We start from the raw sequence: 26,968 nt of genomic DNA on the forward strand, positions 1-26,968 counted from the left end.
ATGATGAAAATGAAATCCTTAATCAGCACGCTGCATACCTATATTTCAAAAAAAGGAGGTCTACTTTTAGGTTTGATGGTCTCCATCTCCATTGCAGTGGGACAACCCCGGACAAAAGTAGCTTGTATCGGTAACTCCGTAACCTTTGGTTATGGGCTCGGAAATTCTAAAGAGGACTCTTATCCGGGCCAGCTTCAGGCTTTGCTGGGTCAGCGGTTTGAAGTGAGGAATTTTGGTCATTCAGGGGCCACACTTTTACGTAAGGGGCATAGACCTTATTATAAAACGGAAGAATACAGAAAAGCCTTGGATTATAAACCTGATGTTGCCATTATACACCTGGGACTCAATGATACTGATCCGAGAAACTGGCCAAATTATAAGAACTCCTTTGCATCGGATTACGCGACTCTGATTGACTCCATACGATCCGTTAATCCCAAAGCACAAATTTACATCTGTCGATTGACTCCTATTTTTAGTGGTCATCCGCGCTTCTTATCCGGGACACGCGATTGGTATGATCAAATTCAGGTGCTTATACCGCAGATAGCAAAAAATAACCAAGTGGGACTGATCGATCTGAACAGCCCACTGCGGTATCGGATTGATCTTTTTGACGATTACTTGCATCCGAACAGGGAAGGAGCTGCATTGATTGCTGAACAGGTCGCGCATGTATTGATCCCTGTTCTCCAAGATTTGCAAGTGGCCGAAACCATCGGTTCGGATATGGTGCTCCAGCGTAATTGGGAAAATAGCATCTATGGTAAAGGTACTGCCGCCGATGTGATCACTCTTGCATTTAATAAGAAAAACTATAAGACCCAAGTCAATCCCGAAGGCTTCTGGGAAATAAAGTTGCCTAAAATGGAAGCCGGAGGACCTTATGAAATAACAGTGCGTTCGGGCAAGCAGAAAATAGTGTTGAAAAATATTCTTTTTGGCGATGTATACCTTGCTTCGGGACAATCAAATATGGCTTTTCAACTTCGTGGAGCCACAAAGGGCGAAGAGCTGATCAAAGATGCACCGCACTTAAAGAATGTGCGCCTTTTTAAATGCCGCAGCCTTGTGGAGACCAATGCTGTTGCATGGGATACCGCGACCTTAAGGAAAGTAAACGATTTGTCCTTTTTCAGCGGTGCCTGGCGGCAAGCTACCGGGGCGGAGGCCGCGCAATTCTCAGCTGTTGCTTATTCATTTGCCCAGCAGATCGCCAGCGAACAGCATATTCCCATTGGTATTATTGATCTATCGGTAGGTGGGTCTAATACCGAATCATGGATTGATCGAAAATCATTGGAAAACGACGATTTGCTTGCCTCTTATATTCACAACTGGCAAAAATCAGATTTCCTGCAGGATTTCTGCCGTGAGCGCGCCAGTCAAAATCTAGCAGTTTCAAAGGTGAAAAATCAACGCCATCCGTATCAACCAGCTTACAATTTTGAAGCGGGTGTCAGCAAATGGTTGAGCACAGGATTGAAAGGTATACTGTGGTATCAAGGTGAGAGCAATGCGCATAACATAGAACTTCACGAACGTCTTTTTAAAACATTGATTTCCTCCTGGCGGAAGAGTTTTCACCAAGATCTACCTTTTTTCTTTGTTCAGCTCACAAGTATAGATAGACCTTCATGGGGTGATTTTAGAAACTCACAACGCTTACTGGAGAAAGCCATTGCTGGTACATACATGGCCGTAACGATCGATGTAGGTGATTCTTTGGATGTACATCCCCGTGAAAAGATTGTGGTAGGCCGAAGGTTGGCAAATTTAGTGCGTAAACATGTATATGGTGTTGAATTGAATGCAGATCATCCTGATCTGGTCAGGTATGCGCTTCGCGATGATAAGCTGTTATTGACATTTGATCATTGTATAAAATTAATAACCCCAGGGAATGCGCCTGTGAAAGGTTTTCAGGTAATGGACAATAAGGGGAAAATTTCTGATGTAAATGCAAATATCCTATCGGGCAATGTCGTCCAAATCGTTAAGCCGAATTTCCAATTCACCAAAATCCTGTATGGATATGAACCTTTTAGCAGGGCAAATCTTCAAAATGAAATTGGAACGCCAGTGTCCACTTTTGATTTGACGATCAACTAAACATAAGACGATCAACTAAACATAAATAAATTGACTCAAAAACTAGAACAGATGAAACAGACAAGTATAAAAGATACCGCAAATATAATAGACACTGATTACTTGAAGGAGTTGGAAGTTTTTTATCGTGATCAGCTTTTAAAAGACACTGTACCATTTTGGTTTCCACGATCGATTGACCATGAATGTGGCGGCTATCTATTTATGCGTGATCATGATGGGGATTTGATTGATACAGATAAAGCCGTGTGGATACAGGGAAGGGCATGCTGGTTGCTGGCCACACTTTACAATACGGTTGAGCAAAAAGAGGAATGGCTGGAAGGGGCCCGGATAGGCTATGAATTTTTGAAGAAACATTGTTTTGATGCAAACGGCAAAATGTATTTTCATGTAGACCGCATCGGTAACCCAATTCGTATGCGTCGTTATTTCTTTTCGGAGACTTTTGCGGCAATCGCCTTTGCAGCCTATGCAAAAGCGACGGGAGATGCCGGTATTGCTGCGGAAGCACATGAGCTGTTTGGAATTTGTCTGGCTTATGCACAGGGAGAAAGATTGGTGGAACCAAAATACGAACAGACCAGGCCAATGAAAGGGATCGGTGTGCCGATGATTATGATCAATACCGCACAGCAAATTCGCGAAACAATTGGAGATCCACGCTGTGATTTCGTTATCAGTAATTTTATCGCGCAGATAGAACGTGATTTTGTAAAAGATGATATCCGCTGTGTGATGGAACAAGTGGGACCTGAAGGTGAAATTGTTGATCATATTGACGGGCGCACACTCAACCCCGGACATGCCATCGAAGGAGCGTGGTTTATCTTGCATGAAGCGAAATATCGGGCGAACGATCCGCATCTGATTGAACTGGGCTGTCGTATGCTCGATTATATGTGGGAGCGCGGCTGGGATAAAGAATATGGTGGTATACTGTACTTTCGGGATGTCTATGGAAAGCCGGTACAAGAATATTGGCAGGATATGAAGTTTTGGTGGCCGCAGAATGAAACTATTATAGCAACATTACTCGCTTACCTAATGACCGGAAATGAGAAATATAAAAGTTGGCATCAGCAGATCAATCAGTATGCCTATGATCATTTTCATGATAAAATCAATGGTGAATGGTATGGCTATCTGCATCGTGATGGGAAGATTGCGCAGACGGCAAAAGGTAATTTATTTAAAGGACCATTCCATCTTCCTCGTCAAGAGTGGTATTGTATGCAAATACTACAGGAATTTAATACGATTAAGGGATAACATGATGCGACAAACTGTAGCGACAACTAAGTTCCTCCAAAGGCTGATGATGATTGTCATGATGATCTTTCCGCTATATGGTATGTCCGAAACTATCAGACCTTTGCTTCCCATGCCGCAGTCTGTTACCTGGAAAACCGAGTATTACCAGCTCAAACAAGTGGTCTGCGTACGCACCAAAGGAGATGTGTCAACTACAGATAGACAGACTTTGACAGCACTGCTAAGCGATTGGGATGTAAGGCGCATAGACTTCGATAGCAAAGAAAATATAGCTATAACGATTAGTTGCAATAAAGAAATGAAACTTCCCTTGTCTTCTTTGGAAGGCTATCGCATTGTTATAGATAAAAGGGGAGTAAACATTGAAGCCCGAGCGAGTAAAGGGGTTTTCTATGCCCTGCAAACTTTGCGTCAACTGGGAGGCAGCGATGGTAAGTTGCCGTATTGCGTCATTACAGATTATCCATCTTTTCGTTGGCGTGGCTACTTGGTAGACGTGGGAAGAAATTTTCAGTCTATGCAGGTGTTGAAGGAGCAGATCGATATGATGGCGCGGTATAAGCTGAATATTTTTCACTTTCATTTCACCGAGGATATTGCTTGGCGACTGATCAGTAAAAAATATCCCGGTTTGACCGACTCTGCAAATATGGAGCGTTGGAAGGGAAAGTATTATACAGTCGACGATATGCAGCAGCTGATCCAGTATTGTCATGATCGCCATATTCAGCTCGTACCCGAAATTGATATGCCAGGGCATTCCGCAGCATTTCGCCGTTCTTTTAAAACCGATATGCAGAGCGATAGCGGCATAGCGATCATCAAAGAACTAGTGAAGGAATTTGCGACCACCTATCCCGGGCTACCTTATCTGCATATTGGGGGGGATGAGGTGAAAATTCACAACCAAACATTTTTGCCGCTGATGACAAAATGGACGGAGGACTTAGGTCTAAAAACCATCGGCTGGGAGCCTGGTGGTAATTTGCAGGCACACACAATCCGCCAGCTTTGGATGGGTGGACCACAGGCTATTACCAATGACTCACCTTTTGAAGTGATTGACTCAAAGCATTTGTATATCAATCATATGGATCCTTTGGAAACGGTGACGACCTTGTTCTATAGGGAATTAGGTGGTCAATCGTCAGAAAATGAAAAGTTAATGGGTGCGACGTTATGTTCCTGGCCCGATCGTGCAGTCCATCATGAACGTGATGTATTCCATCAGAATGCAGTTTACCCGGCTTTGCTGACTTTTGCGGAACGAAGCTGGCGAGGAGGAGGAGATTTTGAATGGCGTAGTAATATCAAAACGGATGTAAAGGGATTAGCTCAATTTGTTGAATTTGAAAAGCGTTTGCTCCAACATAAAAGATTGTATTTTAAAGATTTTATTTTTCCGTATTACGCACAAAGTGGGCAAAAATGGATGTTGTATGGGCCTGTGGAAAATAAGGGTGATCTGAGCATGGTCTTAAAAAATGAAGCGACAGGAAAATTTACCAATTTAAAAAAGATCGGTGAGTTTTATGGTGGAACTATCGTATTACGCCATTGGTGGGCTGATGTCGTAAAAGGGGCTATTGATCGGCCGCTTGAAAATAGTACCGTATATGCTGTGAGCAAAGTATGGAGTGAAAGAGGGGGAAACCAAAGTTTTTGGATCGGTTTTAACGACCTCTCCCGTTCATATGCCAGTGATTCACCAAATTTGGGAACCTGGGACGATAGAATGAGCAAAATTTGGGTGAACGGGCGTGAAGTGCTTCCACCGAATTGGCAACATGCTGGCCAAAAAGGAAATTTGGAGCTCCCATTGGTTGATGAAGGTTACAGCTACCGAAGTCCAAGCATTATTCTGCTGGAGGAAGGCTGGAATACAGTTGTGGTGAAACTTCCTGTGGGAAAATTAAATGGGAAAGATTGGCAAAATCCACTAAAATGGATGTTTACTTGCCTACCGATTGAAAGGGAGTAATAAATAACCGATCGCATTGTATTAACACAGATGCATTTTTTTAAATAGAATTAACAATAAAACTTATATAGATATGAAGAAATTAGGGACAATGTTGGTATTTGCACTGTTGGCAGGAATTTGCCACGCTCAGGAAGTGAGTGTATTTGTTTCAGGCGAAGATGGCTATAAAAGCTACCGCATACCTGCTATTGTAAAGGATAGAAGTGGACAGTTAATTGCTTTTGCAGAAGGTAGGGTGGATCATGCCGGCGATTTTGGTAATGTAGATATTGTTTATAAAATTAGTCAGGATAATGGAAAAACATGGGGCCCATTGCAAGTTGCTGTTGACAATGATAATTTGCAGGTCGGAAATCCAGCTCCGGTAGTGGATCTATTGGATCCAGCATATCCGAAAGGACGCCTGTTTCTTTTTTATAATACGGGTAATAATCATGAGGGAGAAGTCCGTAAAGGAAATGGTTTGCGAGAATGTTGGTCAATTAGTTCGACCGACGGTGGTAAGACCTGGTCTAATCCAGAAAACATAACGCTTGAGACGCATCGTCCTAATCAATCATCCGTAAATGCACAATATATTTTTAAGGAAGACTGGCGGACTTATGCAAATACGCCCGGACATGCTTTGCAATTTGATTCTGGTAAGTTTAGAGGACGTATTTATATTCCTGCTAACCATTCTGAAGGAAATCCGAAAGAAAATGGCAAGGACTATTTTGCGCATTCGTATTACTCGGACGATCATGGAAAGACATTCAAGATAGGGGCAAGCGTGAAATTTGAGGGATCAAATGAAACAATGGCCGCACAGGTTTCCAACACAGGACTGTATATGAATTCCCGTAATCAGCAAGGTAATGTAAAATCGAGAATTGTATCCTATTCCGGTGATGGTGGCGCTACTTGGGATACAACCTATTATGATAAAAACTTACCCGATCCGGTCAACCAGGGTTCAGTGCTTTCCTGGCAAAAGAAAGGAAAATATATATTGGCTGTGTGTAATGCTGCATCAACCAATAGAAGAGACAATCTAACCGTTCGATTAAGTAATGATCAGGGCAAAACATGGTATTTTAATCAGGTTGTGGCCAAAGCGCCGGAGGGTGTGAAAGGGGATTATGCCGCTTATTCCGATTTAGTACTTTTAAATAAAAATAAACTCGGCGTTTTATTTGAAAAAGAAAATTACAGCAAAATTGTCTTTTTGCCCGTAAATTTTAAGTAATCGGGCACATTGTGGTATCGATATAATATGCATTTTCTTTCATTTCTTCCTTTTGGTTAAAACAGGAAGGAATGAAAGAAAAAAATGAATCTTCGATTATTAGGCAGCTTGCTCCACAAGCTGTCAAATAACGATATAAACTTAAATAGAACCAATAATCCAAAACTAAATGAGAAAAACCAAATTTTGGCTGGTGCTGAGCCTAATCGCAACTAGCCTGTCTATTTTTGCCTGCAAAAAAGACTCTACAGCAACAAAAAATCCGATTCCGGAAGTAAGTAAGGCGAAGGCCTCGACTAAGCTATTAAATGCGACTACCGTAGCGACAACAGATTACGAATTGATCTGGTCGGATGAGTTTAATAGTAGTGGGGGATTTGATTCCACAAAATGGTCTTATGCTGACAGGGGCACTGTCGCATGGAATAAGTATATGACCTCCTTGCCGGCTTATGCATCCCAAGATGGGAGCAATCTCGTATTGCGTATGGATAATGCCGTTGTAGCCGGAGATCCTGTTGCCTATCATGCTGGAGGAGTTAAGTCGATGGGGAAATTTAGTATGACTTATGGAAAAGTTGAAGTGAGGGCTAAATTTACACAAGGAAGAGGTTCATGGCCTGCTATTTGGATGATGCCCGAACCAGCTACAGCGTACGGCGGCTGGCCTAGCTGTGGTGAAATTGACATTATGGAGCATGTCAACAACGAAAGTGTGATGTACCATACGATCCATAATGGCTCAGTTACCAATGCAAATGGTGGGAGCACAGCATCGAAATCTGCCACCTATAATACGACAGATTACAACCTATATACGATGATCTGGAGTCCGAACGACATTCGATTTTACGTCAACAATGTAATACAGTATACTTACGCAAGAGTTTCCGGTGGGGGGACACAGCAATGGCCATTTGATGTTCCTTTTTATCTGATTCTGAATCAGGCCGGTGGAGCGGGATGGCCAGGGGCGATCACAAATGCTGACTTACCCTTTAGTATGCAGGTGGATTACGTACGTGTATATAAGCTGCCTTTATTTAGTAATGGCGATTTCGAAAGCGGTGTCATCTATCCATGGACAACATGGGGCGGTGGATCATCGGTTGTTTCCACCGATGCCCGGACAGGAACCAAATGCATCCGCGAAACAGGCGGAGAGACATCCATTGAACAATACCTGACCGGTTTAACGCCAAATACGACCTATCGGTTCGGTGGCTACGCCAAAGTATCTGCAGCTGGCCAATCGGTCAGTATTGGTGTCAAAAATTATGGGGGAACTGCGGTCGATGCGACTATAGGTACGACCAGCTACTCCAATAATTCGGTAACTTTTACAACTGGAGCCAATAATACTACTGCTACGGTCTATTTCTATAAACCCTTGAGCGGTACGGTGTATGGTGATGATTTCTATTTGGAAAAATTGTAAAACACCGTAGTTAGAAGAGCAGCGGTTTAGTTCAACCGCTGCTCTTTTAGCAATACTGCGTGATGACGAGGGCCTCGGTCCTCATTGAGGATGTCGATATAAACTTCATAACTACCTAATGAAAAATGTAAGATAGTGCCAAATAAAGGCCATGAATCTTTACATTAGTTAACCGCAGTATCTCCTTATTTCTTCAATACAAGAGTATGTCCATTTTGGTAGAGTGTCATTTTGTTTTCGCTACGTTCGAAAACTATTTTTACGCCAAATTGCGGTTGGACCAGCGTATTTCTATCCTTGGGTTTCAGTTGAAATGCCGGCTGACCGACAACTTGACCCAGCACCTTGTTGCCCTCTCTCGTAATATTTATCTGAATAGGAGGCTGTTCGCTTTTGTATTCGCCGACGAGGCTTGAAATTTCTTCCTCTGTCAATTGTATTTCCGCAAGATCAGGAAGTGGAAAAGGTTTTTTATAAAGTTCGCCAAGGCTGAACTTTAATATTTCATTATTATTATAATTGTTGGCATTGCTAATGATAGCGACATTATAATTACCATCATCAAAATGACCAGCTACCGAGGAGTATCCATCTATACCACCTGTGTGGCCAAAGCCTATATGTTCATAGAATGGTAATTGGAATAAACCCAATCCATAGCCCTGATCTATTTTTTTCATCTCTTCCAGGCTTGCAGCATTGATTATTTTATGGCTAAATAAACCATTGAAAAATTTGCCCAGATCTGCCGGAGTTGACCAAACGGCTCCGGCTCCAAGCGGAACAGAATTGTCCGTGTGTAGTTCAAGGGTCCATTCGTGAGTGAATCGATAAGATTCGCTAACATCCCTGCTGTTATTTTGTGGACGGCCAAAGGTTGTCTCTTGCAAGTTTAATGGCTTACAGATGTATTCTTTCAATAAAAAAGCATAGTCTTTTTTCCAAACTTTGTCTAAGATATAGGTAAGTAGGATGTAGTTTGAATTACTATATGCATGTTTACTGCTGGGAGCAAAGTCGGCTCCGCCTTTGACGATGCGTTCAACAAGTTCTTTCTCTGTCTGTGGTTTAGTATTCCATGTCAAATAATCGTTGTCATCCGTGATATTGTGTAATCCGCTGCTATGATTTAACAATTGGCGAACGGTGATTTTTCCAGCGTCTGGAATATCTTTAAAGAATGCAGATATTGGTTCGTCTAACTTCAGTTTTCCGAGCTCAACTGTTTTTAGTACAAGTGTTGCTGTGAAAGTTTTGGAGATTGAACCTATTCCATAACGCGTATTTATGTTCGCTTTTTTTTTCTGCGCTACATCTGCATATCCAATTGCCTTTTGATAGAGTAATTGATCGCCTTTGCTGATTGCAATACTGCCCATCCAGACATTATTTTTATCAATGACGGACATCAGGCTATCCATGCGAACAGCTGTGAATTCCTGGGCTTTGAGAATGGGGCTTGATAGGGTTCCTAAGAGGAACAATAACACTGTGGTTCTTTTCATAATTTATGGGGAATAGATTTTTTGAGTTTCAAAATTAACGTGGAGGAATAGTAAAGTCCACTGATGATGAATAGAAATGCTGGAATGAAATAATTGCCCAATTGTTCGTAACGCAGGGCTTCTTCATGCTGTAAAATAAGTTTGCCGAATATGAAAAACTTGTTGGGCGCATAGAAGAATCCGACTCCCTGAGGATCAATAAATTTGGCCACGACTAGAAATACGGCGATGAGCATAAGGGTATAGATGATATAATAAATCATGTTTACGATCCCTTGTGTGAGCATGATAGGTACCCGTAATAAGGATACGGATTTGCGAGGAGATTCTATTGACGGGGTAATGGACGTTGACAAAATCATTTCTTTGATAAAAGTCTCTGGTAACCCGAGTTTATCTAAGATTTCTTGGAGCTGACTAGGCATGGCGTCATGGATTAACTGTGGGGGAAGCTGCTGTTGCAATGCCTCAAATATGTGGCTATTGATTTCACATAATATATCCTGTCTTTGCTCCAAGGCTAATTTTTTTACAAGAGCCGTTGCTTTTGACATGTAGTCTTGATATAGCAGAGCTGAGGATCTATTTGTAAAGGGTATCTGGTTATAATGCATGCGTCAAAGTGGTTAAATGTTGGTTTAAGCTTGTCCAGTACGTTCTCATCTCTAAGAAAGTACTTTGGCCTTCCTTTGTTATTTTGTAATATTTTCTTGGAATCCCAGTTTCCTGAGGCACCCAGTTCGATTCGACCAGGCCTTCGTTTTTTAAACGGATCAATAAGGGGTATAAAGTTCCTTCAGCAATATCAATGGCGGTTTTCTTCTTGACCTCCTGGATAAGATCATAGCCATAGTATTCCTGATCATAGGCAAGAATACCTAATACAACAAAAGAAAGACTTCCTTTTTTTAGCTGTGAAATCCATTTGTCAATAAATTCTTTGTTCATGGAAGTAAATATATAACAAAATACATAGTAATACAATGTATTGTTTTAAATTTTTAATATACCTTTCAATGAAGGAAAGTGTCCTAATTAAAAAAAGATGGGGGAAGTGGATTTGATGTTACTTCGATTGATTTTTTGCTAAAAAAAAACACTTGAAGTGGGGAACTTCAAGTGTTTAACCTAACCAATTATTAACCTAAATTTATGAAAAGTATACTTTCTCAAGTATAATAAACTATGTTCAATATCTGTGCCATTCTATTTGTTAGTTTTATAATATTTTTCTTTGTGTTATTTTTGTTACGTATTATCTCCGGATTTGGTTGATGTTATATCTTATTTGGTAATATTTTTATATTTTTAAAGATATTCAACAGCCTAAAAAAGTACTGAGTTAATTTTCTATACTATTTTTGACTACTTTATTACCCAAATTGTCCTTTTGTGTATATAAAAGAAAACAGCGGCTGTCCGAAAATAGGCTAATTGTAGCTATGGAGCGTAATATTTGAAGAGGTCTTTCCACTCATCATCCAAATTACCTTTGTATACGTTTTGTTTGGCACGACGATACCAATATTCTGCATTCCACTGATCGCCTTCTTTGCGATGTAAATAAGCATGAACATGTGCTGCGTCAGTTCCGTCTAATTGATCGATCAGGTCATGCGCGGTTTTCCAATTTCCTTTCAGATCATGCCAAAGTGACTTTTGTACCGCTGTCCAATGCTGAAGCGGAGCTTCAAGAGATTGAAATTCTTCTATTGTCATATTTTATTCTGTTATTTCTTTGCTCCAGATTTCATAAATATCGTCTCCTTTCGAACTTTTTCCTTTATGATGCCATGCGCCATTCAGGATTTCACCATCAAAGGCGAGTTCTTGCCCAACTCTATTATTGTCTCTCGAAAAGAACCGTATTTTTTCGGAGTACCGATTATTATTGTACTGATAGTCACCTCCGCCTGTACCATAGAAACCCTTTTGAGCAGGATTAATCGCTAGCCATTGAAAATATCCATCAACCAATATTTTGATTGTTTTACGATCTGCTTTGGGAATATCTTGCATTTTGCCTTCTTGCTGGCGACCTGTGATCCGCCAAAGTGCGTCAAGGTCTTGTGGAACTTTTTTCTGCTTGATATAGAGATGGTAGCTATTGGCAGTTTTGAGGCGAAGGGAGTCTGCTTCAATCCGGTAAGGTAATTGGGTTGTTTTGCCAATGGCAGCCGAATCCTGTGAGTTATACTCGACAGCGATAGTGATCAGATTATGCTGCTTATCAAGTGCGCCGCCCCAGGTAAGCTGAAAACGTTTTCTGACGTCATCGTAACTTATAAATGAAATATAATGGTCTTTAACGAGCATTAAATGTTTATTGATGCCATCCTGATACAGGTAGGCCCCGTCGTGAAGTTGCTGCTGTGCCTGGATTTTAGAAAAATAGATTCCAAAAAATAGAAAGAATAGGAGGGTACAATTTTTCATAACGGGTCTAAACTTGTTTCCCCTAAAGATACAAAATAAAACAGCGACACGAATGACGAACATTGGATTTAATCGAATCAAAAAAAGCTGACCAGGCGATGCCTTGCCTCCAAAAAGTTAGACACTTTTCTTGGCAGTTCAGCGAACGGTCAGCTTTTTTGATTCGGAGTTAAATGTATCTATTTAAATTTACTTGCCAATGCAGCTAGCTTGCTGGCCATATCCGTTTGTGGTTCGGCCTGCTTTTTAAAATCATTTTTTTTGTTTTTGGGTAGCGCAGGCTTCTCATCTGTTTTCATTGACAATGCAATGCGACTACGTTTTTCGTCTACTTCTGTTACCGTTACCATGACGTGTTGCTGTACTTTGACGACTTCATGGGGATCTGATATATAGCGATTAGATAATTGGCTTAGGTGTACCAGGCCATCTTGATGTACGCCAATATCAACAAAGGCACCGAAATTCGTAATATTGGTCACGATTCCCGGCAGTTTCATGCCAACCCGTAAGTCGCCAATGCTGTTGACCCCATCCGTGAATGAAAATGCTTCGAATTTTTCCCTTGGATCTAATCCGGGTTTTGCTAATTCATTTAGAATATCGTTTAATGTCGGTAGTCCTACTTCCTCCGAAATGTAATTTTTTAGGGGAATAGATTTCCTGAGGTCAGCATCTGTCAATAGGTCCTCCACTTTTTTTCCCAAGTCTTTGGCCATTTGTTCCACCAATGCATAACGTTCGGGGTGTACTGCAGAGGAATCCAATGGATTTACCGCATGGCGAATGCGAAGGAATCCTGCGGCTTGTTCAAATGCTTTATCACCAAGGCGAGGAACTTTTTTCAGTTCACGTCTCGATGCAAATGGACCATTCTCATTTCTGTATTTGATGATCTGTTGGGCCAAAGATGGACCTAGACCCGAAACATAGGATAAGATTTGTTTGGAGGCAGTATTCAGTTCAACACCGACCGCATTTACACAGCTGATAACGGTGTCGTCCAGAGAAGTTTGGAGTTTATTTTGATCAACGTCATGTTGATATTGTCCGACACCGATCGATTTTGGATCGATCTTAACCAGCTCAGCCAAGGGATCCATCAATCGTCTACCAATAGATACTGCACCACGTACCGTAACATCTTGATCTGGAAATTCTTCACGAGCAGTTTCGGAAGCCGAATAAATAGAGGCTCCACTTTCATTGACCATAACGATGGTAACGTTATTTAATCCGAGTTTCCGTACAAATTCCTCCGTTTCTCGACCCGCTGTTCCATTGCCGATTGCGATGGCTTGGATATCGTATTTCGAGACTAAATACTGAATTGTTTTTTTTGCTTCTGCCAGTCCATTGGCACCCGTATGTGGAAAGATAGCCGTATTTTCTTTGAGCTGTCCCTGCTCATCCAGAACAACCGTTTTACAGCCTGTACGAAATCCTGGGTCGATTGCAAGCAGCCTTTTCTGCCCTAGTGGAGCGGCTAGAAGTAATTGACGAACATTGTCGGCAAAAACTTTGATGGCTTCTTCATCGGCTTTTTGGCGTGTTAATACACGAATTTCAGTCTCCATGGAAGGTTTTAACAGACGCTTATAGCTATCGACCAAGGCGAGTTTTACCTGAGCTGCGGCATCGTTGGCACCCTTAACATAGATGGATTCGATACGGGGTAGAATTTCTTCTTCATTGATCGCTATATCTAAGTAGAGCAGCTCTTCTTTTTCCCCACGGCGCATCGCAAGCACACGATGGGAAGGTGCATCTTTCAAAGATTCAGACCATTCGTAATAATCTTTATATTTTAGGGCGGCGTCTTCTTTTCCAGGAACTACCTTTGAAACAAATGCACTTTTTTCGAGGAATATCGCTCTCGACTTGGCTCTCACTGTCGCATCTTCGGCAATGACCTCTGCAATGATATCGCGGGCACCTGCTAGTGCCTCCTCTGTATTTTTTACGCCTTTTTCTTCATCTATTAAACTGTCCGCAAGGGCGAGGAAATCGCCCGTTTCTTGCGCCAAAATAAGATCCGCTAAAGGTTGCAGACCTTTTTCACGTGCCACACTGGCGCGGGTTTTACGCTTAGGTTTGTAAGGCAAATAGATATCTTCAAGACTGGCCATGGTTTCGGCATTCAAAAGCTGCTGCTCAAGCTCCGCTGTCAATTTCCCCTGATCGTTGATAGATTTAAGAACAGCTTCTTTACGTTTATCTAAATCGCGCAGCTGCTGGAAACGATCTCTGATATTGGTGATTTGAACTTCGTCCAAACTACCAGTCATTTCCTTACGGTAGCGTGAGATAAACGGAACGGTAGCGCCTTCGTCTAATAGTGCTATAGTCGTGCGAACCTGTTTTTCGCTAATAGAAAGCTCGTTAGCAATAGTAATTTCGTGTGTTGATAAGCTCATTGTCGGTTTAATCTTAAAAAGTAGAGCTGTTGAATCACCATTCAACAGCTCTAAGTATATCTAATTATAAACTAAAGTAGTAAAATTAAGCAGGTTTATTGGTATTGTCCTGCTCAGGAACTTTTTTATCTTCTACCTCGTTGTTTTTAGTTTCTGCAAAATGATCGTTATACCCGTACGTGATGTGGGATGGCTCTTCGCCGTAATCGGGTTGTTTATGCGGATTATGTTCGACGACACCGGCAGGTGTTGTGAATTCATATTTTTTCTTAGGCTGCTCTGTTTCTGAACCTTCTACGGTTTCCTGTGGCTTAGCCTCTTCTTCGTGTGCTACTTGAGCCTTCTCCTCAGCTAAACGCACATCATTAGGAACAGCTTCTTCTTTTACTTCTGTTTTAACGTCTATGTCTTTCTCGAAATTATTGATTTGATCTGAAATTTCACGTTTGATACCTTCTGATGCATCTTTGAACTCACGTATTCCTCTTCCTAAACCTCTCGCCAATTCAGGAAGTTTTTTGCCTCCAAAAAGTAACAAGATTGCAAACACAATTAAGATCATCTCTTGTGTTCCGATGTTTAGAAATGCTATTACTGGATTGTACATACTCTTTTTCCTCTTCTTTTGATTACTAACTAGATGCTAAGGTACATTTATATTTCTATAGTTCTTAGACCCAAAAGTAAATTTAAGATAATTTTAAGGTATTTGAAACATAAAAATTACTTAACAAAGTGCGGTTATTTGATGGGTGTAAATTGTTATATTTTTGCTAAATATTTTTTAATATGACGATAGGGTAGCAATATCTTCGTATTTTTGTGGCTATTTTTTTAGGGAAATCGATTATGTTGGGAAAATTTAAAACATTTAAACCGTATTACAAAAGTACGATGGTATTGGCGGGGCCAGTGGTGATCTCACAATTGGGACATACACTGGTGCATACCGCAGATAGTGTGATTGTTGGACATTTTGCAGGAACCATTCCATTGGCCGCAGTTTCGTTGGTACATGCTGTTTTTATGGTTGTTATGGTCATCGGGTTGGGAATTGCTTATGGCATCACGCCGTTGATTGCACAGGAGAATGGCCGTGATAATAAAAAAGAATGTGCCATATTGTTGTCCAATAGCTTTTGGTTAAATATTCTCGCAGGACTCTTGTTGTTCGCTTTAGTTTACTTTGGTTCGATGTTGGCTATCGATCACCTCAACCAAGATCCGGCTGTGGTGAAGGAGGCAAAGCCTTATTTACTTATTCTGAGTTTATCGATGCTTCCGTTGATGGTATTTAGCACATTTAAACAATTTGCCGAAGGCCTTGGCTTTACAAAGCAAGCCATGAATGTAACTATTTGGGGAAATGTACTGAACATTATTTTGGCGATCATCTTTGTCAAAGGGATGTTTGGCATTAGCCCTATGGGGGTGAAGGGAGTCGGATACAGTACATTGATCGACCGTGTGTTAATGATGTCTGTGATGATGACCTATGTATTGCGATCGCAGAAATTTAAAGGATATATTCAATATTTTAAGGTGACATTGGTAGATCGGCAACGATTGCTTAAGATCGTGCGCATCGGAGCACCCGTGGCTATGCAATATGTATTTGAAATTGGGGCTTTTGCAGGGGCTTCCCTATTAGCCGGTACGATAAGTGCTACAGCGCAAGCTTCTCATCAAGTAGCCATCCAGCTGGCCGCGATGACGTATATGATGGCGAGTGGTATCGCTGCTGCTGCAACAATCAAGGTGGGGAATAGTTATGGTAATAGAAACCTTTTTCGCCTCGAACGATTTGCCATCACTTCGTATCAATTGGTGTTGATCTTTATGGTGATTACAGCGTCTTTGTTCGCGTTGTTGAATAATTATTTACCTTATATCTTTACCTCAGATCATGCTGTGGTGATTATTGCTTCCCAGCTGTTGATTATTGCGGGACTTTTCCAATTGTTTGATGGTACGCAAGTTGTCGGTCTGGGGGTGTTACGTGGTATGGGGGATGTGAATATTCCAACCCTAATCACATTTATTGCTTATTGGATTATAGGGCTACCAAGTGGCTACCTCATGGGAGTGGTATTTAACTGGGGTATTAAGGGGATTTGGTATGGGCTGACATTAGGCTTGTTAACCTCTTCGCTTTTACTTTATCTGCGGTTTCAATTGGTGATCAAGAAGAAGAAAATACAATTCGAACAAAGTATGTTTAAGTAACAAAAAATATATTTTAAATAATAAAAATGCCCCAAATAAGTGTCTAACTTTTTGGGGCATGTCTATTAAGAGCCTTTTTTTATTTATCAATTTTGATGGCTAGATTACTCTATTGCTATCCCAATTTTCCAGGTAGTCCGCCACACGTTTTAAGAAGGTACCTCCGAGGGCACCATCGATTGCACGGTGGTCGTAAGAAAGTGAAAGATACATCATATGTCTAATACCAATCATATCACCATACTCTGTTTCTATGACTGCTGGTTTTTTCGTAATTGTACCTACAGCCAAGATTGCAGCTTGCGGTTGGTTAATGATAGGAGTTCCCATAATATTGCCAAAAGCGCCGATATTGGTGAATGTAAATGTGCCATCTTGTGTGTCGTCAGGTTTTAATTTATTTGCCCGTGACCGTTGTGCGAGGTCGTTGACACTTTTACTCAAACCTACTAAGCTTAATTGATCTGCATTTTTGATAACAGGAACGATGAGATTGCCATTAGGCAATGCTGCCGCCATACCAATATTGATGTTTTTCTTCTTGATGATATTGTAACCGTCGATCGAGATATTGACCAATGGAAAATCTTTGAGCGCCTTGCTAATCGCCTCGATAAACAAAGGGGTGAACGTAATGTTTTCTCCCTCGCGTTTTTTATAGGCATCTTTAACTTTATTGCGCCACAAAACTAAATTGGTTACATCTGCCTCAACAAAAGAACATACATGGGGAGAGGTTTGTACACTTTTGACCATATGGTCTGCAATCAACCTTCGCATGCGGTCCATTTCAATGATTTCATCACTGCCATTGGCAACAGTGTGAACATGCGATGGAGCAGTGGAGATTATTTTCGGAGATTCTGTAGCCGTGTTCGTGTGCTCTGCCGGAATAGACTTTGGTGTTTTTGCCGATGAATCTCGATGTGTTACATACGTTAAAATATCTTCCTTTGTCACTCTTCCCTCTGCTCCAGTACCCTGGATACGGTCAAGTTCATCTTGGGACAATCCTTCGTGACGTGCGATATTCTTTACTAAAGGTGAATAGAAACGAAGGGTATTCTCGTAGGGAGAAGACGAAGTTTCAGCCGCTACATTTGGCAGCTGGTCTACACCAGGGATATTCAACTCTATGATCTCTTCGGGAGCTGTCGCTGAAGGAGCTGTATTTTCTTGTGCTTGAATCGCAGGTTCTTCATTTTCGCCCTCAATTTCTATAATTGCAACGACTTCACCAACTTGGACAGTCTGGTCTACGGTATAGCAATGCTCTTTTAAAACACCTTTTACAGGGGAAGGTACCTCTGAATCAACTTTGTCCGTTGCGATTTCCAATAAAGTGTCATCTTCATCAATCAGGTCACCAGGTTGTTTTAACCATTTTGTGATTGTTGCCTCGGATACACTTTCTCCCATTTTTGGGAGCAAGAGTTTATATAAAGCCATATTTTTTAGCAATCTCGTTATAGAAAAACGAAGTTAAATAAATTGTGGTTTACTTTCAACAATTTAAAATATTATTCCTTAAATAAGGTATTCTTTGAAATATTATTTTACTTTATTGTGTGTCTTGTTCTTTTTCTTTTACCAGCAACTTCCACAAAAGTAATAAAGCATTCATACGGGTACGTTCGATGTTGATCAGTCTTTCGTTATTAAACTGAAACTTCTTGGTTAAAACTTCTTTTTTTCCCGCAACAGCTACCCAGATCGTGCCAACTGGTTTCTCAACTGTTCCACCACCTGGCCCCGCTATCCCAGTTGTCGCAATAGCATAATCCGACGAAAATGCCTTTTTTGAACCGGAAGCCATTTCGATAGCAGTCTGCTCACTTACTGCGCCATATTGGATCAGTGTTGCTTCTTTGACGTTCAACAATTGTTGTTTTAAAGCGTTGGAGTAGGGGATAGTACCACCAAGGAATATAACGCTGCTTCCTGCTACTGCGGTTATTGAAGCGGCAAGGCTACCACCTGTACAGCTTTCTGCGGTAGTCAATGTAGCACCTCGGCGGCTAAGCTCTTTAATTAAATAAGGTTCGATGCTGGTATCATAATCTGCAATGACATATTGTTGTAAACGATGGAGTAGCTTTGTTTTAAAAAGGGCAACCTGGAGCATAATGTCAGATTTATTCCTGCTTTTACCAGAGAGTCTCAATCGGATAAAGGCCAAGGTTGGTAGATAGGCCAATTTTATGCTTGAAGGAAGTTCTGATTCGATATCCTTTATTTCTTCTGCCAAATAGGATTCTCCGATTCCGCCGACCAAAATTGTCTCATGACAGATAAATAAGTCAGGATCCTGTTTGGCTAATAAAGGCAGCACATGTTTTTCCATCAGAAATTTCATCTCAAATGGCACTCCAGGCATAAAAATAAACTTCTTTTGGTTCTGGTGTACCAGCATGCCGGGTGCAGTGCCATAGTCGTTAAATAGGACTTCACAATTTGCCAAAACATCGGCCTGCTGCAGATTGATGTCGAGCATTTTTAGATTGCGCGATTCAAATATGTTGGTCACGTGCCGAAGTACATGCTCATCCCGTATCAAGGTGGTTCCAAAATACGCTGCGGCAGTTTTTTTTGTCACATCATCTTTCGTCGGGCCCAGACCTCCGGTGATTAAAATAAGATCTGCTCGAGCTGAGGCCTCTTTCAATGTCGTTGAAATAGCCTCTTCGGTATCAGGGATCGATGTCATTTGAACGATATCGACTTCGAATTGGAGCAGTTGCTTGGCAATCCAGCCTGAATTGGTATCAATGATCTGACCGATGAGGATCTCATCGCCTATGGTAATAATCTCTGCTTTCATCTTTAAAATAATTATGCGATCACCTCCCTACTTTGAAAAATGCATCTGTGGGGATAGTGTTGGATTTTCTCAATCTTTTGGTGTTAAAATGTCCATGCGCTAGCGCCTAAAAAATGAAAATTCAATACCAGAAGATTCAGGATATAAACTTACATAAAATTGCGACTCAACGAAATGTTAAAAATGTATTTGATGGAAGAAGTTTTTTGAAAAGAAGCTGATGGTTCTGCTGACCAATACAGGTATAGCATTTCAAAAAAAAAGCAGTTATTTTAAAAATAACTGCCTCCTGAACTGGCTCTTTTTGTGAGCTTAAGATCTTGTAAGATCGATGCCTTTGCACGAATGGTGACGTTATAGCTTCGGAACCGCCCAAAAGGCATCCAGCCAAATGACATATCCCAACAATGTAGATCCCGATAGATATTGAAAGAGGTCATGACCACTTCCTTCTGTTTGAAATCGTATCCCGATTGAAAGGTTACCTTCCATTTGGGTGTAACACTGAAATCACCATGTAAATTTAAGGTACTTGTGATTTGACTTTCCATTCTCCGCGTACTGGAGTTGAACGATTTTGCCATATTGAAACTGAACGATGCCGCAAGGTTCCATGGGATATTAAAGTCCACAAATGCGTTTGGATCTGAGCTAATTCGAGCCAAGGCCTGTGCTTGCTCAGGAGTCATACCTGCTCCAGACATTTCTTTTCTTAAAGAATCGATATTGTTATTACGGGATTTTGCAGCCTTAGGATTCAGACTATAGTCAAAGGAAAGACCAAAGTTTGTCAGGCGAGCAAGGCTACCGTCTTTAATGGCATAGCGATTGACGCGGACACCATTTTCATTGACCGAATAGGGATCAAATGTACCGTTGAAGTTTACATTCATCTTTTGGTCGAAAAAAGCTGTACGGCCAGAGAAAGTAATTGGGGACAACTTTAGCGAGTCGGCAACAAAGTTGTAATTTCCGCTGAACGTCAAACCTTGAAGAATAGGGATTTTCTTCATGCCTCCATCCGTGGTATCGGATTTACTTTTGACTTTTGCTTCGATGTTATTGTCAATGGAAAAGCCTATCCCTGCAGATTTTCCTGCAGAAGGAGATCCGTAGACACCCTGACTAAAGATTGAGTATACATTTCTGTTCCCATATTGATCGTTATAATGCTGATAGAAACCATATCTTGGATCCGAAAAATCGGGTCTATAGTTCAGGTTGATCGACGGTGTAACGACGTGTCTGATCTGCTTAAGGTTACCTATTTTAGGGAAATAATTACCATAAACCTTGGTCGAAAGTCCGGTCGAAACAGAGTAATCGTATGCACGATTGAATCCCTGAACGGTATCGATACGTTGTTTATAACCTGCGGCAGTATTGTCGATGCTTTGTCGTGTACTTTGTAAATACCAACGCTCGGTATAGTTTACACTGGTGTTGAACTGAAAATATTTAAAAGCATTGAGTGATAAACTGATTGGAATATTATGTTGGAAACCATTTTGGAATTTCTTGAACCCCCCTGGTTTAAATAACAATGTATCAATGGTGCTTACCGAGTTTTGTGCTTGGAAACTATAACCGACATTGATGCGTTGATACCATTTTTGTTCACCGACACGGTCTTTACTGTCAAATGGATTGAAAGAGGATACGTTTAAGCTGATATTTGGTAAACTCATCTGTATACTGCGCGTAGCCATATCCTGATTATGCGTTAAGCTGGCCGTGAGGTTTACCTTGCCATCGGCAAATACTTTTCCATAACTGATGGACGAGCCCATCCGGTTACGTGCAAGGTTTTCATAGGTGTTTTGTGTACTTCCCGTTCCGGTATTTTGAAAGAAAGAACTTGTACCAAAGTTAACACTTGCAGAGAAAGATGTTCCTGGATTGGCTTCCTGGCGTTGGGTATGGTTCCAAGTGACATTAAAATCCTTATTGGAGCCATAATTAGATGTTCCTTCAATACCCGTTTTGGTATTGGCATAACGGATATTAAAACCACCGTTAAATTTATAGTTGACGGTATAGCGCGTATTGATGGACGCTTCCCATGAACCTTTAGAATACAAGGAACCTCTAATCTCACTGTCCCAATAATCGTTGAAGGCCAAATACCAACCGATATCCCGCATCGAGAATCCTCTGGTATAATCTTCCCCAAAAGATGGGAAGAGAAATCCAGATGCTCTTTTATCTGGTTTTGGGAAAAACGCAAATGGAAATGCCACCGGCATGGGGACACCCATTACCACAAGATAAGCCGGACCGGAAATAATCTGATTTTTAGTGACAATTCCTTTGGTGATATGAATGCCAAAATGGGTATGCGGATAGGGTAGATTACAGGTACTATATAATCCCTTGTATATCGACATTTCGTCGTAGATATTCTTTCGCACAATATTGGCCTGGATAAATCCACCATCAACTTCGGTCATAATACCGTAGGTGTTTCCCTCTTGTTTTTCGTAATCGTAATAGAGTGAGTCTACCGTTTTCGGTGATTCACCATTTCCCATGATGACGATAGGACGCCCTACATATTTACCACTTTTGTCATAGATCCCAGAAGCAAAAATCTTTTTCTTGTTTCGGTCAAGACGGATATAATCGGCAGAAAGTTCAAAATCTTGATATTTTACCTTTGCTCCGCGATAAAGGTGACTTATATTCTTGGCAACTTCAGATTTCTGCGAGTCAACCGCAATAATACTCACTTCAGCCTGCAAACCACTTCCTTTTTTCTTGGTCGTATCGCTTACAGATTTGGTCGTATCTGCAGTTTTGGATTTACTCGTGTCTTGCGATTTATTGGTCGCCGAAATAGGATCTTTATCTTGAAGTCCGTTCTGTTTTAAAGGAATATTACTTTGAGCAAAGCTAGAATTGCCCATTGCAAGAATGATAAATAGTGTTAAAATGTTGATTAACGACTTCAAAATTAAAGACAAATGTTATTTTTGTGAAATAATGTTAAACTTCGAGAGACAAAATTAGTCAAAAAAGCAATAGAAAATATGTTAAATATCGTTATCTATTAAAGAAATAATATAGACTCATTTTGATTCGTTTATAGTAGAGCAAATAATTATTCAATGAAATCAGATTTAAGAATTAGAAAATGGTGTAGCGTTGTGTTTGCTACTTTGGGATTTTTTTTATTGAATTCTTTCAAATTAAACAATGGGCAGGTAGAGCCTCCGGACTACCAAATAAGAACGATTGTAATTGATGCTGGCCATGGTGGAAAAGATACAGGGGCGGCCGGACGGCGATCGTTGGAGAAAAATGTAGCCCTTGAAGTTGCTTTGAAATTAGGAAAGCAGATTCAGAAGGATATTCCAGGTATCAAGATCATCTACACAAGAACGACCGACGAATTTGTTGAGCTTTACAAACGTATTCGTTTGGCGAATGCCAATAAAGCCGATTTATTTATTTCAATACACTGCAATTCCAGTGGTGCTAGTGCACATGGTACCGAAACTTTGGTCTCTGGTTCGCATCGTTTGGGACAGCAAGATGCTGCCGTTCGCGAAAATGCTTCCTTGTTACTGGAATCAAACTATAAAGAAAATTATCAGGGATTTGATCCAAAAGACCCTGAAAGTGCGATCATCTTTTCCTTGATGAAAAACCGATTCCGTGAAAAAAGTATTCGCCTGGCACAGATGATCGAAGGTGAGTATGTGAAAGCGGGCCGATATAGTAGAGGATTTTGGGAGAAAGGGTTAGCTGTGCTAGCAGAAGCAGGTATGCCAGCTGTATTGACGGAAATTGGCTTTATTAGTAATAGAGAAGAAGAGAGCTATCTCCTGTCTGATGAAGGGCAACAGGAGGTTGTTGATAATTTGGTTTCGGCTCTGAAAATTTATAAAAATTCTGTAGAACGCTAAACAGATTTGCTTTTATGCTGTTTTAAACTTAAATTAATGATCATTACTAAATAGGTTATTTGTGAAAATTTCAAACGAGACAAAAGTCGGCATATTAGCAACAGTTGCAATAGTTTTATTATTTATTGGATATAGCTTTCTAAAAGGAAATGATGTTTTTAGCAGCGATAATACTTTTTACACGACCTATACGACTGTAGATGGCCTAACTCCCTCCAAGCCTGTCCTGGTCAATGGCTATCAGATTGGGCGTGTTTCAAAAATGATTTTACAGGCAGATGGGAAGATCAAAACGGAGTTTAAGATCCATTCTCATTACGATATACCAAAAAATACAGTAGCGAGAATTTCAAGCACAGATTTGTTGGGAAGTAAGGCTATTGTTTTCGAAATGGGCAACAGTAAGGAATTGGCAAAGGATGGCGATTTTTTAACTTCAGGTGTTCAACCGAATATAATGGATAAGGTTGAACCCATTCAAAAACGGATCGAAACAATTACCATTAAACTGGATTCAACGCTATCGGTCGTCAATACTGTCTTAGACAAACAGTTTCAGGACGACTTTAAAAGAAGCATTCATAGTATTTCCACTTCTTTAAAAAATGTGGAAGGCATCACCAAAGATGTCGAAGGTCTAGTGGGGGATGAAAAGGGAAGACTGAATAGAATCATGGCTAATCTGGAATCTATCACTTCCAATTTTTCACAAAATGGTGAGAAAATCAATGCGATTATGTCTAATCTGAATAATATTACCGATAAGGCCGCCCGATTGGATTTTGAACACACCATGAACAAAGTAAATGCTGCAGTCAATGATTTTCAGGAGATCACTGGAAAAATTAATAGTGGTAAGGGATCTATCGGTTTATTGCTCAATGACGAAGCTTTATACAATAATCTTAATAATGCTTCAAAGGAAATGGATAATTTGATGAAGGACGTTAAAGAGAAACCTGGGAAATATATCAAACTTTCCATCTTTGGAAAAAAAGGTGAAAAGTAGATTTCAGCAATCAAATCGGATAATATACATAAAAGGCCTGCATATAGCAGGCTTTTTTCTTTTCATAGGATTGCCTTTGGACGTTGGAATTTGTCGACGGTCCTATACCCTAAATTTGCTCCCTTGGTTTATGTTTTACCGAACAGTACTTTCCTGTAACCGAGCTTATACGATGTTCTAAATTAGCACCGTTTTAACTGCCTTTTTACAGGGTATTAACACCGGGTTAATAGGGGTATACCCGGGCTAACCCCCTGTTATACCCCTGTTAACCCCCTGTAAAACCCCCGTAAAACTATAACTTGATATTAATCGTTGGTTAATAGGAGCATGATACGGTCATATAAGGTGAAATAGAAACGCCACTCATCGAGTGGCGTTTCTATTCTGCTAAATTCAGCACTTTACGAGCGACTTTATTAGTCGCGAAAGTAGGTGATCTTCCGATCCGATTTCACCGTACTTTCTATAAGGTTTCTTTAAGCCAGGTAAAGAATTCTCTTTGCCAAACCTGTGCGTTTTGTCCGGACAGTACCCAGTGATTTTCATCCGGTAGGTAGACCAGACGGCTCTTAATTTTTTTGAGCTGAGCCAATTGGAATGCAGCCAGTCCTTGTCCGATTGGGACGCGATAATCTCTTCCACCCTGAAAAATCAAAATTGGTGTGTGCCAATTATTTGCTTTTTCAATCGGGTTGAATGCGGTATAGGATTTCTCATTTTTGCTATCCCAGTACGCTCCGCCCAGTTCGTGGTTGGCGAAAAAGAGTTCTTCTGTGGTGCCATACCAGCTTCTCATGTCGAATAAACCATTGTGCGCAATGAACGTTTTGAAACGGTTTTGATGCACTCCAGCTAGTTGATAAACAGAGTATCCACCATAACTAGCTCCAATCGCCGCGCGGCGTGTTGTATCTACATAAGACTCTTTGGAGATATCGTCTATGGCGGCCAAGTAATCCCGGATTGGCTGACCACCCCAGTCTTGGGAAATAGCTTCATTCCATTTTACCCCCCAGCCAGGCATACCCCTACGGTTTGGAGCGATGACAATATAACCTTGTGATGCAATCAATTGTAAATTCCAACGGAACGAATAAAATTGCGTCAGTGCGGATTGAGGGCCGCCTTCACAGTAAAGTATCGTTGGATATTTTTTTGCAGGGTCAAAGTTTGGCGGATAGATTACCCATGAAAAAAGATCTGCTCCATCGGATGCCTTTGTAATACGCTTCTCAATTTTGTTTTCGCTGATGCTTGCGTATTTTGCATCATTAACTTTGGTGACCGGAGTTAAAGATTTGGTTTTTAGATCAAAGCTAAAGATTTCTGTTGCACGGGTAAACTTTGTCGAGCTAACGATTAATTTGTCTGCTACTTGACCTACAATCCCGGTGATGTCAAAATCACCTTCCGAAATTTGACGTATTTTTGGTAAACTTTTAGCTTTGATATTGGTCGGTACTTCAAGTTCAAATAATTGAACGGTACCTTTCGTAGCAGCTGTAAAATAGATTTTTCGATTGTCACTGCTCCAGATAAAACTATTGACCGTACCATCCCAATGTGCTGTTAGATTTAAACGAATTGAGCTGTTTTTGTCAAATAGCATGATGTCATTTTTGTCCGATTCATAACCATCGGTTTTCATGCTGAGCCAAGTTAGGCTTTTCCCATCGGGAGAATAGGTTGGGGCTGTGTCATACCCATTCATACCTTCTGTCAGGTTGGAAGTCGTTCCGCTGGCGATATCATAGCGATAAATATCGGTATTGGTACTGACGGCATAGTCTGTTCCGAATTTCTTTTTACAGACATACAGCACTGCTTTGCTATCTGGAGACCAGGCAAGATCTTCGGCGCCACCAAATGGTGCCTGAGGGCTATAAAAGGCTTGGTCCTTCAATAGGTCTACCGGCTCACCAACTTTACCATCAATAAAACTCGCCACAAAAGGATGACTGAACTTACCATCATTGAAGGTATCCCAGTGCCTATAATCTAAGTTGTCATAGATATAAGCGTCTGACTTTGGCAATTCGGGATATTTATCTGTGCTGTGGTATTTTTTTACAAGAACGGACTGACTGAAGAGTATTTGTTTTCCATCAGGAGAAAATTTGACATTTTCTAAGGCGATATCACCATTTGTCAATTGAAGTGCTTCACCCTTAGATAGGTTCTTCTTCCATAACTGCCCTTTTAGTAAATAAATTACGTCGCCATTTGGTGCGATCTGAACGACTGTTTCACCGCCTTTTTGATCGGTGAACTGATGGTTGGTGCCATTGGTCAGTGAAATCGTATATAGATTTTTTTCACTTGAATTGCTTTCCAAATTATAATTGGAAACACCATATACCAATGTTTTGCCATCTGCAGAAAGTCCTTCGGCCGAAACACGACCAAGATCCCAGAGTGTACTTGGGTTGATCGGTTGTGGCGATTCCGACACTAATTTAAAATTGCTTTTTCCACCTTTGCTTTCTTGCGCATTGCTGAGGTTACACGCCATAATCGCTAATGTAAGTATTGTAAGTTTTTTCATCTGTTTAAACATATCTATGCCGCTGAAAAATTTCTTCGCAAGTTACAGAATTTGGTCA

19 protein-coding genes are annotated in these 26,968 nt (G+C 40.8%); 8 read left to right on the forward strand and 11 right to left on the reverse strand.

Translation table 11 applies throughout. From position 1 onward, the window contains the following. Positions 1-9 precede the first annotated feature (9 nt). The 5 genes from L1283_RS17210 to L1283_RS17230 all read left to right on the forward strand — a co-directional run bounded on the left by L1283_RS17210 (position 10) and on the right by L1283_RS17230 (position 8,040). Positions 10-2,115, forward strand: a complete 2,106-nt coding sequence (locus L1283_RS17210; RefSeq protein WP_429626362.1) for a GDSL-type esterase/lipase family protein — start codon at positions 10-12, stop codon at positions 2,113-2,115. A 51-nt stretch (positions 2,116-2,166) separates the two neighbouring features. Further along, complete coding sequence (locus L1283_RS17215; RefSeq protein WP_088160389.1) at positions 2,167-3,387, forward strand: AGE family epimerase/isomerase; 1,221 nt, start codon at positions 2,167-2,169, stop codon at positions 3,385-3,387. A 1-nt stretch (position 3,388) separates the two neighbouring features. Next, positions 3,389-5,371, forward strand: a complete 1,983-nt coding sequence (locus tag L1283_RS17220; protein WP_429626363.1) for a family 20 glycosylhydrolase — start codon at positions 3,389-3,391, stop codon at positions 5,369-5,371. Positions 5,372-5,444: 73 nt separating this feature from the next. Next, the gene (locus tag L1283_RS17225) at positions 5,445-6,602 is read left to right on the forward strand and encodes a sialidase family protein (RefSeq protein WP_088160390.1); all 1,158 of its coding nucleotides are present in this window, start codon (positions 5,445-5,447) and stop codon (positions 6,600-6,602) included. Between the two features lie 169 nt (positions 6,603-6,771). Next, positions 6,772-8,040: a family 16 glycosylhydrolase gene (locus L1283_RS17230; RefSeq protein ID WP_248933052.1), complete on the forward strand. Its 1,269-nt coding sequence runs from the start codon at positions 6,772-6,774 to the stop codon at positions 8,038-8,040. A gap of 185 nt (positions 8,041-8,225) precedes the next feature. Here the strand turns inward: L1283_RS17230 and L1283_RS17235 are convergent, their stop codons facing one another. From L1283_RS17235 to L1283_RS17265, 7 genes are all read right to left on the reverse strand, one after another. After that, a complete protein-coding gene (locus L1283_RS17235; RefSeq protein WP_088160393.1) occupies positions 8,226-9,545 on the reverse strand; it encodes a serine hydrolase domain-containing protein in 1,320 nt (439 codons plus the stop codon). Further along, the gene (locus L1283_RS17240; RefSeq protein WP_157698373.1) at positions 9,542-10,099 is read right to left on the reverse strand and encodes a hypothetical protein; all 558 of its coding nucleotides are present in this window, start codon (positions 10,097-10,099) and stop codon (positions 9,542-9,544) included. The genes L1283_RS17235 and L1283_RS17240 overlap by 4 nt, the downstream gene beginning before the upstream one ends. A gap of 49 nt (positions 10,100-10,148) precedes the next feature. Beyond that, on the reverse strand, positions 10,149-10,493 hold the full coding sequence (locus tag L1283_RS17245) for a PadR family transcriptional regulator (RefSeq protein WP_070564875.1): 345 nt from the start codon (positions 10,491-10,493) through the stop codon (positions 10,149-10,151). A 492-nt stretch (positions 10,494-10,985) separates the two neighbouring features. Beyond that, positions 10,986-11,264, reverse strand: a complete 279-nt coding sequence (locus L1283_RS17250) for a hypothetical protein (protein WP_088160395.1) — start codon at positions 11,262-11,264, stop codon at positions 10,986-10,988. 3 nt (positions 11,265-11,267) lie between these two features. Then, the gene (locus tag L1283_RS17255) at positions 11,268-11,981 is read right to left on the reverse strand and encodes a hypothetical protein (RefSeq protein WP_088160396.1); all 714 of its coding nucleotides are present in this window, start codon (positions 11,979-11,981) and stop codon (positions 11,268-11,270) included. A gap of 179 nt (positions 11,982-12,160) precedes the next feature. Beyond that, a complete protein-coding gene (locus tag L1283_RS17260) occupies positions 12,161-14,398 on the reverse strand; it encodes a Tex family protein (protein ID WP_088160397.1) in 2,238 nt (745 codons plus the stop codon). 85 nt (positions 14,399-14,483) lie between these two features. Next, positions 14,484-15,005 carry a Sec-independent protein translocase subunit TatA/TatB gene (locus tag L1283_RS17265; protein ID WP_088160398.1) on the reverse strand — a complete coding sequence of 174 codons (522 nt, stop codon included), beginning with the start codon at positions 15,003-15,005 and terminating at the stop codon, positions 14,484-14,486. A 242-nt stretch (positions 15,006-15,247) separates the two neighbouring features. Here L1283_RS17265 and L1283_RS17270 point away from each other — a divergent pair, with 242 nt between their 5' ends. Further along, complete coding sequence (locus tag L1283_RS17270) at positions 15,248-16,624, forward strand: MATE family efflux transporter (protein WP_088160399.1); 1,377 nt, start codon at positions 15,248-15,250, stop codon at positions 16,622-16,624. A gap of 99 nt (positions 16,625-16,723) precedes the next feature. Here the strand turns inward: L1283_RS17270 and L1283_RS17275 are convergent, their stop codons facing one another. The 3 genes from L1283_RS17275 to L1283_RS17285 all read right to left on the reverse strand — a co-directional run bounded on the left by L1283_RS17275 (position 16,724) and on the right by L1283_RS17285 (position 22,351). Further along, complete coding sequence (locus tag L1283_RS17275; protein ID WP_088160400.1) at positions 16,724-18,073, reverse strand: dihydrolipoamide acetyltransferase family protein; 1,350 nt, start codon at positions 18,071-18,073, stop codon at positions 16,724-16,726. Between the two features lie 112 nt (positions 18,074-18,185). Then, a complete protein-coding gene (locus L1283_RS17280) occupies positions 18,186-19,445 on the reverse strand; it encodes a competence/damage-inducible protein A (RefSeq protein WP_088160401.1) in 1,260 nt (419 codons plus the stop codon). Between the two features lie 272 nt (positions 19,446-19,717). Continuing rightward, complete coding sequence (locus L1283_RS17285; RefSeq protein WP_232475686.1) at positions 19,718-22,351, reverse strand: putative LPS assembly protein LptD; 2,634 nt, start codon at positions 22,349-22,351, stop codon at positions 19,718-19,720. A gap of 201 nt (positions 22,352-22,552) precedes the next feature. Between L1283_RS17285 and L1283_RS17290 the strand changes: the two genes are divergently transcribed. Continuing rightward, positions 22,553-23,353 carry an N-acetylmuramoyl-L-alanine amidase family protein gene (locus L1283_RS17290; protein ID WP_075991265.1) on the forward strand — a complete coding sequence of 267 codons (801 nt, stop codon included), beginning with the start codon at positions 22,553-22,555 and terminating at the stop codon, positions 23,351-23,353. Positions 23,354-23,414: 61 nt separating this feature from the next. Further along, positions 23,415-24,362 (forward strand): MlaD family protein, encoded by a 948-nt coding sequence (locus L1283_RS17295; RefSeq protein WP_088160402.1) that lies wholly within the window; start codon positions 23,415-23,417, stop codon positions 24,360-24,362. Between the two features lie 466 nt (positions 24,363-24,828). On the opposite strand, the gene L1283_RS17300 is transcribed toward L1283_RS17295, so the two are convergent. Further along, the gene (locus L1283_RS17300) at positions 24,829-26,910 is read right to left on the reverse strand and encodes a S9 family peptidase (RefSeq protein WP_088163459.1); all 2,082 of its coding nucleotides are present in this window, start codon (positions 26,908-26,910) and stop codon (positions 24,829-24,831) included. Between the last annotated feature and the right edge of the window lie 58 nt (positions 26,911-26,968).

Origin of the sequence: Sphingobacterium sp. HSC-15S19, assembly GCF_050433745.1 — a bacterium.
Taxonomy (GTDB): Bacteria; Bacteroidota; Bacteroidia; order Sphingobacteriales; family Sphingobacteriaceae; genus Sphingobacterium; species Sphingobacterium siyangense.